Here is an 11,091-nt window from a genome sequence, read left to right on the forward strand (position 1 = left end):
GTTGTCAAAAATCGCATCTTTATGCACAAATCCTGATAAAACAGCTCCGCAGTTCATTTTGTAGTTAATAAGCTTGAATATCTTGTCAAATCTGGACTTTACAGCTGGTACAACCAGTGTGAAAGGCAGAAATAAAGCTCGAAAAGCACTACAATAGGCAATAAACTTCGCACCTGACACGCTCTGTATGTAATGCACAATCCTGCTTGACCCTGGCAGAGATTAAAACAAGGATACAAAAATGGCACTGATAGACGGTCAACCATCTGTACTTCTACAAAACGTAAGTAAACTCATCCGCCAAAAAGTAAAAGATCAGGTTGATCTGGTGGAGAAATTCGCCCATACCCTGTACGGCAATGTTGCTAACGAAGATATGTTCGGCCGCAACGACAGCGATCTGTACGGTGCGGCCTTAAGCCTGTGGCAAACTTTTAATGCCCATACTGCCGATGAAGCCAAAATCCGGGTGTTTAACCCGGAGATTGCCCGCCATGGCTGGGAGTCGAAACACACCATTGTTGAAATTGTGGTGAAAGATATGCCTTTCCTGGTCGATTCTGTGCGTATTGCATTAAATCGGCATAATATTACGGCGCATTTACTGTTGCATTACCCGCTGCAGACTTTCCGTGATAACCAGGGGCAAATAACCGAATTCCATAAGCTGGCTACGAAAGCCAATCCAACAACTCAGCAAACCGTATTTCATATCGAAATCGATCGGATGTCGGATAAAACCTCAATTGAACAATTGATTGCTGAACTGGATTCAGTGATGCAGGACGTATCGCTGGCGGTGTCTGACTGGAAACCGACCAAAGATAAACTGGAGCAAGTGATTGCAGAATTGCCGCAACATTGTGGCAAAGCAACACCAGCGCAACTGGCGGAAACCATTGAATTCCTGAACTGGCTGGCCAAAGATAACTTCACTTTATTGGGTTATCGTCAATACAGCATAATTCCGGTGCAAGGTGACTACCGTATCGCCGGCATGGCAGATACAGCACTTGGTTTAATGCGTCGTTCGGTATCGCGCGATCTGATGTTATCTGATCTGCCAGATGTAGCGCGTAAACAGGCGCTGAGTAATGATTTATTGATCCTGACCAAAACCAATAATAAGTCACGGGTGCACCGGCCGGCTTATATTGACTACATCGGTATTAAACGTTTTGACGCGCAGGGCCATGTGATTGGTGAAGACCGTTTTATCGGTTTGTACTCATCGTCACTTTACAATAACAGTGCTGCTGATATTCCGCTGCTGAAAAACAAATTAGCGACTGTAATGGCCAACTCAGGCTTTTCAGTCGGTACTCATGCCTATAAAGCGCTACTGAATATTCTGGAAACTTATCCGCGTGATGAGCTTATTCAGGCCGATGCTGCGGAACTGCTGGATATTTCAACCGGTGTGTTGCAGATGCAAGAGCGGGATATGACGCGACTCTTTATGCGTAAAGACGCCTTTGGTCGTTTTGTCTCTGCCATGGTGTATGTGCCGCGTGAGCGTTATAACACCCAATTGCGTAAAGATACTCAGCAAATACTGCAACAATTTTTAGGCAGTACCGAACCGGTTGAATTTACAACCTATTTCTCTGAATCAGTGCTGGCCCGGACCCATTATTTCGTTCGGATCAACGACAGCAATATCGAGTTCAACGTGAAAGATATCGAAAATAATTTAATTGAAGCAGCGCGGACCTGGGAAGATAAATTAAACAGCGCGCTGATTGGCCGCTTTGGTGAGCTGACCGGTCGTGAACTGAGTCAGAAATACGTCAACGCTTTCCCGCGTGCCTATAAAGAAGAAATGCTGCCGAATGATGCGCTGGTTGACATTGCCAAGATTGAAGCGCTGAGCGAAGAAAATACGCTGGAAATGTTGTTCTATCGGCCGCAGGAAGAAAGTGATGACTCCAAAGCGGTGCGATTAAACCTGTTCCATAAAGATCACCCAATCCATTTATCCGACGTGTTACCGATGCTGGAAAACTTTGGTTTACGGGTGATCGGTGAAACGCCTTATGCAGTGCGCTGCCCGGAAGGCTCGGTGAGCTGGATCTTAAATTTCAGTATGGAGTTAAACGGTAAGGTACCGCTGGATTTCGAAGCTGCGCAGCAATTATTCCAGGAGTCTTTTGCCAAAGTGTGGCAGGGCCAACTGGAGGACGATGGTTTTAACCGGCTGATTTTAGGCGCTGGTTTAACCGGTCGTGAAGCCTCTTTATTGCGGGCTTTTGCTAAATACAAACGTCAGATTGGGGGTACTTTCTCGCAGGCTTATATCGAATCGACTTTTGGTCGTTATCCGTTATTGGCTGGTTTGCTGGTGCAGTTATTCAACAGCAAGTTTACCCCGGGTAAAGCAGACGCGACTTTGGCAGAAAAACTGGAAGCAGAGATCCTGGCGCAACTGGAGAACGTGGCCAATCTGGATGATGATCGGATTATTCGCCGTTTCCTTGCCATTATTCAGGCTATCGTGCGTACCAACTACTTCCAGTTATCGGCTGAAGGCACAGATAAACCTTATATTTCGTTTAAAGTACGTCCGGCATTGATCCCGGATATGCCGTTGCCACTGCCATTCTTTGAGATTTTCGTTTATTCACCCAAAGTGGAAGGCGTGCATTTACGTTTTGGTAAAGTTGCCCGTGGTGGTCTGCGTTGGTCTGACCGTCGGGAAGATTTCCGCACTGAAGTGCTGGGCCTGGTGAAAGCACAACAAGTGAAAAACACCGTGATCGTGCCGGTTGGCGCCAAAGGTGGTTTTGTTTGTAAAAAATTACCGGAAACTGGTGGTCGCGAAGCTTGGTTGAATGAAGGTAAAGCTTGTTACCGGACCTTTATTCGTGCGCTGCTGGATGTGACCGACAATATCGTGCTAGGCCAAATTGTGCCGCCAAAAGATGTGGTTCGGTTGGATGAAGACGACCCGTATCTGGTGGTTGCTGCTGACAAAGGGACCGCCACTTTCTCTGATATTGCCAATGGTATTTCGCTGGAATACAACCACTGGTTAGGCGATGCTTTTGCTTCTGGCGGTTCCAATGGTTATGACCACAAAGGCATGGGTATTACCGCACGCGGTGGCTGGGAATCTGTCAAACGCCATTTCCGTGAAGTGGGCATTAACTGTCAGACCACAGATTTCACCGTAGTTGGTATCGGTGATATGGCCGGTGACGTGTTTGGTAACGGTATGTTGTTATCTGAGCATATTCGTTTGCAAGTGGCGTTTAACCACATGCATATTTTTGTCGATCCTAATCCGGATGCAGCCAGTTCATTTGTCGAGCGGCAACGGATGTTTAATCTGCCAACTTCAACCTGGGATGACTATAACAAAGCGTTAATCTCGGAAGGTGGTGGTATTTTCCTGCGTAGCGCCAAGTCAATTAAACTGAGCCCGCAAATGCAAACGATGTTAGGCACAGATAAAACTGCCCTGACGCCGAATGAATTGATCCGTGCTGCCTTAATGATGGAAGTGGACCTGATCTGGAACGGCGGTATCGGTACTTACGTTAAAGCCAGTGATGAAAGTCATGCTGAAGTCGGTGACCGTGCTTCTGAGCCGTTACGGGTCAATGGTAAAGAAGTGAAAGCCAAAATTATTGGTGAAGGTGGTAACTTAGGTACCACCCAACGTGGCCGTATTGAATATGCCGCTCATGGTGGCCGTATTAATACCGACTTTATCGATAACGTCGGTGGTGTCGACTGTTCAGACAATGAAGTGAATATCAAAATTCTGCTCAATGCCTTGGTCGCCAGTGGTGATTTGACGTTAAAACAACGCAACGAATTGCTGTACAGCATGACCAATGATGTTTCAAATATCGTGATTAACGATTGTTACCGTCAGACGCAAAGCATTTCGGTGTCTTCGCTGTTAGGCGCCGAGCAGATGAAAGAATACACCCGTTTTATCCATGCCCTGGAAAAAGATGGCAAACTCAATCGTGAACTGGAATTCCTGCCATCCGATGAAGTCTTGGCTGAGCGGATGGTCAAGGGGGCTGGTTTAACCCGACCTGAGCTGGCTATTCTGACTGCATACGGCAAAATGGTGTTAAAAGAGCAACTGGTGCTGCCGGAAATCTATGAAAACAGTTACTTTAAACAAGAGCTGTTCCAGGCTTTCCCGCAGGTACTGCAGGATAAATACGCCCGTGAAATGGAAAATCATCCGTTAAAAGCCGAAATTATTGCCACTAAGCTGGCCAATATGATGGTCAATGATATGGGCGCTAACTTTGCCCAGCGGATGATGGAAGAAACCGGTTCAACTATTGCTGAAGTGGCCATCTGTTATTCAATTGCCCGTGATCTGTTTGATCTGGAAACGGTATGGCATCAGTTGGAAGCGCTGGATAATCTGATTGATGCCCAGTTGCAAACGCGGTTATTGTTCCAGTTACGCCGTACTATGCGTCGGGCGACCCGTTGGTTCCTGCGTCACCGCAACAAGGCGCTGGATATTGCCCAGACGGTGGCATTCTTTAAACCGGCGTATCAGCAAATTGCTGCTGACTTGCCAAAACTGTTGGCGAAAGCCGAAGCTGAATCTCTGCAGGCGCATCAGGACAAACTGGTCGCACAGCAGGTTCCGGTTGAGCTGGCTTGTTATCTGGCGCAACTGAGCACTGTGTTCTCAGTGATGGATATTGCGCAGGTTGCTGATAGTGAAAAAACCAGCTTGTTACTGGTGGCTGAAATTTACTTCAAATTGGGTGATAAGCTGGATCTGCATTGGTTCCTGGAACAGATCACGCATCAACCTGTGACCAACCACTGGCAAGCACTGGCGCGGGCTTCTTACCGCGAAGAGCTGGATTGGCAGCAACGTGCATTATCCCAAGTGGTGGTCAGAACCTGTCAGGGTCATTGTGATGCAGAAACCGTGATCAGCAGTTGGTTAACCTCCAATGAGCTGGTGCTGTCACGCTGGAGCATGATGCTGGCTGAGTTCAAAACCACCAAGAGCCATGAATTTGCCAAATTCTCAGTGGCGCTGCGTGAGCTGATGTTATTAAGCCATCACTGCGATACGGTAAAATAAGCTGATAGTCAGCTATTAAGATGGCTCTGTGCCAGTTAAAATGCCCCGTTCGACGGGGCATTTTGTTAATGGCAGCTGTAGCCGCATGTTTGCTGACAGCATGCTAATACGCTGACCATTTGCTGTTCGCGCCGTGTTCAGCGTGCTTTCAACCTGAACCAGCGCATCCGTTTTTGATTATTTGCCCGGCAGCTGATGCAAAGCTGCTGTTGTTAACCCGAAGAGGCGGCCGATGTTTTACCAACTTGCACGAGATCTGATGTTTATGACAGATGCGGAAAAATCGCATCACTTTGCCTTAGGCAGTCTGAAAAAGTTGCAACATACGCCACTGGCGCAGTTATGGCGTCAACAAGTAGCGGCTAAACCAGTCACTGTTGCCGGTATTACCTTTGCAAATCCGGTGGGCTTGGCCGCCGGATTAGATAAAAATGCCGATTGTATTGATGCTTTTAGTCAAATGGGATTTGGCTTTATCGAAGTCGGGACTGTCACGCCAAGACCGCAAGCGGGTAACGACAAACCACGCATCTTCCGTTTGCCGCAGGCCAATGCCATCATCAACCGGATGGGTTTTAATAACCAAGGCGTTGATTATCTGGTCAATAATGTGAAGAACGCCCGTTATCAGGGCGTGCTCGGCATTAATATCGGTAAAAACAAAGATACCCCGAATGAACAGGGCAAAGATGATTATGTGCACTGTATGCGTAAAGTTTATCCTTATGCCAGTTACATCACAGTAAATATTTCTTCGCCAAATACCCCGGGTTTGCGTGATCTGCAGTTTGGCGATGCCTTATTCGATTTGCTGCAAACGGTAAAAAATGAACAGTTGGATCTGCAGCAGCAGCATGGCAAATATGTGCCGGTGTTTGTCAAGATTGCACCTGATATGGATGCCGTTGCAGTACAACAGGTCGCTGAGACCTTACTGCACAGCAAGATGGATGGTGCTATTGCCACCAACACCACGCTGGACCGTAGCGCCGTTGAGGGCATGCTGCATGCCAATGAAGCGGGTGGTTTAAGTGGCCGGCCGGTCCGGGAAAAAAGTACCACAGTGATTAGCCAGCTCAGAGCTGCTGTTGGTGCTGATTTTCCGATCATTGGCGTCGGTGGTATTGATGATGCCGCCTCAGCGCAGGAAAAATTGCAGGCCGGTGCTCAGTTAGTGCAGATCTATACCGGTTTTATTTATCAAGGGCCGCGTTTGATCAAAACGATCGTCGACAGCTTATAACGATCCGGTGCTGATCAGTATTTGTTAGAGCAAAACAGTCTTTACCAAGCAGCCGCAGTCGGTGTACAACGGCGACATTGGCTTCTGAACTGGCATTGACTATGTCCGCATATATTCCATCCGCGCTCTGGCACTGGCAATGTCAGGGCGATGTTCTGGCACTGGATACCGGTGTGGGTTGCCATTGCACTGGTTTTAAGTTGAGCCAGTTGTATGCCACCCCACAGCAACAGCCATTTACCCTGGCGCAAGCTGAAGCGTATTGGTTGTACTGGCATCAATTGGAAACCTTAGGTTGGCCAAAAGAGCACTGTTTTGCTGCAGCGATTGACGCTGTCGCAGGGCAATTCTTTTTACGGTTAGCAGCTCATAAAAGCTGGTGGTTTCAGCCATTGTCGCAGCAGTTTCAACCCAAAACCGGCAGTTTAGTCCAACTGGCAGCGCAGGGTATGTTGTTGGCGTTAGTGCTGAATCAAACCGCAAACTGCGCGCAATTATTATTGTTACAACATGGCATGACGCTGCAAGCGAAAACCGTGTCGGCAGGTCAGGTGCTGACGGTGCTGTGTGACAGATTACAACCCCATCGGCAGCAACTGCCGCCGAAATTGGCCAAATCAGCCTGATCTGGTCTGAGCTGTGATAGAAACATCAGCTTTTTTGTCGCTTTTGGCTTTTTCTGCTAGGCAGTCTGGCGTGGATAGGTAAAAATAGCCGCCTGTAACAGCAAGAACTTAGGTTCGCCCAGCGATTTTCAGGTAGTAAAGTTTGACAGACACAAGCCAAAATTTTGATGACATCCGTCCTTATGACGACAGTGAAGTTCCAGCCGCAGTGCAACGGATCATTGCTGATCCCGAATTTATCCGCGCTATTATCCGTTATCGTTTTGGTAGTTCAGCACCTTGGTTGATGGCGCTGGCATCGCCGCTGTTAAGTTGGTACTTGCGGCGCCACTGGTCAGGTTTAAAGACAGTGCAGGCGGTGCAACAATATGTCGCCACTTATCTGCAACGCACTCTGAGTCATACCACCCGCAGTTTAACCTGTAGCGGTCTGGAGCAACTCGATCCGAAGCAAGCTTATTTATTTGTGTCTAACCATCGGGATATCGCGATGGATCCGGCGTTAGTGAACTGGTGTTTAAGTCAGGCCGGATTTAGCACGTCGCGCATTGCCATAGGTGATAATTTGCTGAAAAAAACCTGTGTCACTGAACTGATGAAGCTCAATAAAAGTTTTATTGTCCGGCGCTCCGCCAAAGGGCCCCGCGAGATGCTCAAGGCTCTTGGTCAGCTGTCTGCCTATATTCGTCACTCTTTGCTGACCGGGCATCATATTTGGATAGCGCAAAAAGAAGGCCGTGCCAAAGATGGTCGTGATCAGACCGACCCGGCTATTTTGAAGATGTTTTATATTGCCGGTAAACAAGCGGGTATTGAATTCCCGGCTTATATGGCTAGTTTGCAAATTGTACCTGTTTGTTTGTCTTATGAATTTGACCCCTGTGATGAAGCCAAGGCGCAGGAGTTGTATCAGCTGGCAACTGCAGGTAATTATCAGAAAACCGAGTTTGAAGATATTGAAAGCATTGTCAGGGGCATTACCGGCAATAAAGGCCGGGTGCATGTGCATTTTGGCCAGGTGATGCAACAGTCCTCTGAACTGACAGATCCAGATTCGCTGGCGGCGGCGATGGATCGGCAAATTTATCAGGGCTATCGTTTTTTTCCGGCGAATTATCTGGCAGCAGAACAAGCCTTGCCGCCAGAGCTGGCCGCTGAGGGTTGTGCCGAGTATCAGCGCAGATTACAAAGTATGCCGGCAGAAATCCGGCCTTACATAACGCAGATGTACGCCAGTCCGCTGCAAAATTTTAAAAAATTGGCGGAGCACTAACATGTCGCGCAGTATCAGCTACAAATTTAAAGGTCAGAGCAAAACCATCCCTTTTAGCTACGATAAATTTCATGACATGTATGAAGCGGTGGCAGCAGCTGAAGGGATTGATTTAACAAATTTCCTGAAGATGGAACAGCAAGTGGCCATGACCGCTAAACGCAAAGCTGCGATGAAAGATTATCGGCAGCAGGAATTTAAACGTTTTGGTTTTAGTGACATTTATCTGCATAAGGATGAGCCGGAGGCTAGTTAAGCCTGCGGCTTGGCTGCCATCACAATCAAAAAGGTAGGGCCTGGCCCTGACAGTGATTGGGTTGGATCGGACAATGCAGCACCTTGCTGCCAACCTTGATATTTTGTTTGGCAAACCAGCCCAATGGCATTTCCAGCGCTGCCACCACCGGGCCTTCCGAGCTATGCCGGGTTTCACTGTAAGCTTCCATCTGGTGGATTGATAAGATAGTCCAATCCGCGCTGATAAAAGCAACATCCAGTGGTTCCGGCGTATTTTTCATCCACAACACCACAGTTTTCACTTCGTCCTGTAACAACAGCATACCGTGATGCAATGGGCTTTGTCCCATCAGGCCCTGACTTCTGCGCTCTGGGTTGTCCGCCAATTGTACTTCAATCAGTTTATCTCCCAGTTTCAGTTTGACCAGATCAAACTGGCTAAAGGGCAGTTCTGCAGGTTGCGTCTGTAGCGCTAAGGGGCCGGCATAACAAGCAGGCAATAACAACAGCAACGGCAGTAATAGTGAAGCGCGCATAAAGCCTCCAATCAAAACAACAGTTTAAGCACTATTGTCGCAGGGATGCAAGCAGTCTAAAACGCAACTTTGTTGCCGCTTGCCGTCATACAGCCTTGCTTGTTCCCGACTACAAAGCTGTAAAGTCACAGATTTGACCACCAAGCTCAGTCCGATTGCGCTTACGCGCAACGCGCCATGCCCGGCGAACCATAAAAAAAGCCAGTCACTGTGGACTGGCTTGGTCAAGATTTGGCAACAGCTGTATTACAGCGCGTTGATGGCTTGACGCGGATCAACGTAGTTCAGGTTCAGCGCTTCAGCCACGTGCTGATTGACGACCTGGCCATTGATGACGTTCAGACCATTTAATAAATGCTGGTCTTCCAGTAATGCCGCTTTATAGCCTTTGTTCGCCAATTTGATGATAAAAGGCAAAGTGGCATTGTTCAGCGCAAAGGTCGAGGTCAGTGGGACTGCACCTGGCATGTTGGCAACACAATAATGCACCACGTCATCAACGATAAAAGTTGGTTCCGCATGGGTGGTGGCATAAGACGTTTCAACACAACCGCCTTGGTCAATTGCAACGTCTACAATCGCAGAACCTGGTTTCATCTTGCGGATATGCTCGCGAGTCACCAGTTTTGGTGCTGCTGCGCCTGGAATGAGCACACCACCGATGACTAAGTCAGCTTCCAGGACATGTTTTTCCAGCGCATCGGCAGTTGAGTAGATGGCTTTCACAGCGCCGTTAAATTGGGCATTAATCCGACGTAATACATCAACATTGCGATCCAAGACTACAACATCAGCACCCAAACCTACTGCCATTTGTGCAGCGTTAGTGCCGACCATACCACCACCTAACACGACAACTTTCGCTGGTTCAACACCTGGCACACCACCTAACAGCATACCGCGACCAGCACAGGATTTTTCCAGCGCACGGGCACCGGCTTGAATGGACATCCGGCCCGCCACTTCTGACATCGGCGCCAACAGTGGTAAACCACCACGGCTGTCAGTGACAGTTTCATAAGCGATACAAATGGCTTTAGATTTAATTAAATCTTCAGTTTGCGGCAGATCAGGTGCCAGGTGCAGATAAGTGAACAGGATCTGGCCTTCACGCAGCATGGCACGTTCAACCGCTTGTGGCTCTTTTACTTTCACAATCATTTCGGCTTTGGCGAAGACTTCAGTCGCTGTTGCTAAAACCTGAGCACCCGCGGCGCTGTAATCTGCATCACCAAACCCAATGCCGCTACCGGCATTGTGTTCAACAAAAACAGAATGACCATGAGCGACCAGCTCACGGACGCTGGCTGGAGTCATACCGACGCGGTATTCATGGTTTTTAATTTCTTTTGGCACGCCAATAATCATGATGTTTTGCCTTGATAGGGTTGAGGAAAATTTTTCGCTAGTATAGTGCGAAAATTGCAGAATTAATGGTTGTTTTATACTGCTGTAATAGTGGAAAATGCTACCAATATTTCTTTATCAGCATTTTCATCTGCCATGTTTTCAGCCCAGCACAACATTCGAAAATTAGACCGGATCGACCAGAAAATTCTGCGGGAATTGCAAAAAGACGGCCGACTTTCCAATGTCGAACTGGCCAAGCGGGTAGGGCTGAGTCCGACCCCTTGTCTGGAACGGGTAAGACGCTTGGAAGCCGATGAATTTATTTTAGGTTATACCGCGCTGGTGGACGCCAATAAAGTTGGTGCCGCGTTACTGGTGTTCGTTGAAATTACCTTAAGTAAAACCTCGCCGGAAGATTTTGATGAGTTTAGTAAAGCGGTGCAAAAACTGGATGAAATTCTGGAATGCCATCTGGTCTCAGGTAGTTTTGACTTTTTACTGAAGACCAGAGTCGCCAACATGGCGGCCTATCGGGAACTTCTGGGCGAGACCTTGCTCAGATTGCCGAGTGTCAGGGAAAGCCGGACTTATGTAGTGATGGAAGAGGTTAAACAAACAACAGTGATCACAGTGAGTGGTTAAATAACAAGCAGATAGCTGGCAATTCCTGTCAGAACTGTGGTCGAAACAGATGCATCATTAGCCTCAGTCTGGTATCTTGACAGGGCATTTTTTAAGATTTTTATGGG

8 protein-coding genes are annotated in these 11,091 nt (G+C 47.9%); 6 read left to right on the top strand and 2 right to left on the bottom strand.

Translation table 11 applies throughout. The features are described 5' to 3' along the window. Positions 1 to 241 precede the first annotated feature (241 nt). The 5 genes from AC53GJ_RS10520 (at position 242) to AC53GJ_RS10540 (ending at position 8,475) form a co-directional block, all read left to right on the top strand. Positions 242 to 5,077, top strand: a complete 4,836-nt coding sequence (locus AC53GJ_RS10520; protein ID WP_496732630.1) for an NAD-glutamate dehydrogenase — start codon at positions 242 to 244, stop codon at positions 5,075 to 5,077. Between the two features lie 232 nt (positions 5,078 to 5,309). Continuing rightward, positions 5,310 to 6,320 carry a quinone-dependent dihydroorotate dehydrogenase gene (gene pyrD / locus AC53GJ_RS10525; RefSeq protein ID WP_496732631.1) on the top strand — a complete coding sequence of 337 codons (1,011 nt, stop codon included), beginning with the start codon at positions 5,310 to 5,312 and terminating at the stop codon, positions 6,318 to 6,320. A gap of 101 nt (positions 6,321 to 6,421) precedes the next feature. Continuing rightward, the gene (locus tag AC53GJ_RS10530; protein ID WP_496732632.1) at positions 6,422 to 6,946 is read left to right on the top strand and encodes a cell division protein ZapC domain-containing protein; all 525 of its coding nucleotides are present in this window, start codon (positions 6,422 to 6,424) and stop codon (positions 6,944 to 6,946) included. Positions 6,947 to 7,088: 142 nt separating this feature from the next. Then, entirely contained in the window at positions 7,089 to 8,219 is a 1,131-nt protein-coding gene (locus AC53GJ_RS10535; protein WP_496732633.1) for a 1-acyl-sn-glycerol-3-phosphate acyltransferase, read from the top strand. Between the two features lies 1 nt (position 8,220). Beyond that, entirely contained in the window at positions 8,221 to 8,475 is a 255-nt protein-coding gene (locus AC53GJ_RS10540) for a DUF2960 domain-containing protein (RefSeq protein ID WP_496732634.1), read from the top strand. 25 nt (positions 8,476 to 8,500) lie between these two features. On the opposite strand, the gene AC53GJ_RS10545 is transcribed toward AC53GJ_RS10540, so the two are convergent. Both AC53GJ_RS10545 and ald read right to left on the bottom strand, forming a co-directional pair. Next, on the bottom strand, positions 8,501 to 8,992 hold the full coding sequence (locus AC53GJ_RS10545) for a DUF192 domain-containing protein (protein WP_496732635.1): 492 nt from the start codon (positions 8,990 to 8,992) through the stop codon (positions 8,501 to 8,503). Positions 8,993 to 9,238: 246 nt separating this feature from the next. Further along, positions 9,239 to 10,360, bottom strand: coding sequence for an alanine dehydrogenase (gene ald / locus AC53GJ_RS10550; RefSeq protein WP_496732636.1), 1,122 nt, complete (start codon positions 10,358 to 10,360; stop codon positions 9,239 to 9,241). A 90-nt stretch (positions 10,361 to 10,450) separates the two neighbouring features. Here ald and lrp point away from each other — a divergent pair, with 90 nt between their 5' ends. Further along, positions 10,451 to 10,984: a leucine-responsive transcriptional regulator Lrp gene (gene lrp / locus AC53GJ_RS10555; protein ID WP_496732637.1), complete on the top strand. Its 534-nt coding sequence runs from the start codon at positions 10,451 to 10,453 to the stop codon at positions 10,982 to 10,984. Positions 10,985 to 11,091: the final 107 nt, after the last annotated feature.

The organism is Rheinheimera sp. B2H12, from assembly GCF_059620065.1.

What these genes read in the sequence shown, in the direction of transcription:
- AC53GJ_RS10520 (WP_496732630.1), top strand. Translation starts at nt 242, where the DNA reads ATGGCACTGATAGACGGTCAACCATCTGTACTTCTACAAAACGTAAGT.
- AC53GJ_RS10530 (WP_496732632.1), top strand. Translation starts at nt 6,422, where the DNA reads ATGTCCGCATATATTCCATCCGCGCTCTGGCACTGGCAATGTCAGGGC.
- ald (WP_496732636.1), bottom strand. Translation starts at nt 10,360, where the DNA reads ATGATTATTGGCGTGCCAAAAGAAATTAAAAACCATGAATACCGCGTC.
- pyrD (WP_496732631.1), top strand. Translation starts at nt 5,310, where the DNA reads ATGTTTTACCAACTTGCACGAGATCTGATGTTTATGACAGATGCGGAA.
- AC53GJ_RS10540 (WP_496732634.1), top strand. Translation starts at nt 8,221, where the DNA reads ATGTCGCGCAGTATCAGCTACAAATTTAAAGGTCAGAGCAAAACCATC.
- AC53GJ_RS10545 (WP_496732635.1), bottom strand. Translation starts at nt 8,992, where the DNA reads ATGCGCGCTTCACTATTACTGCCGTTGCTGTTGTTATTGCCTGCTTGT.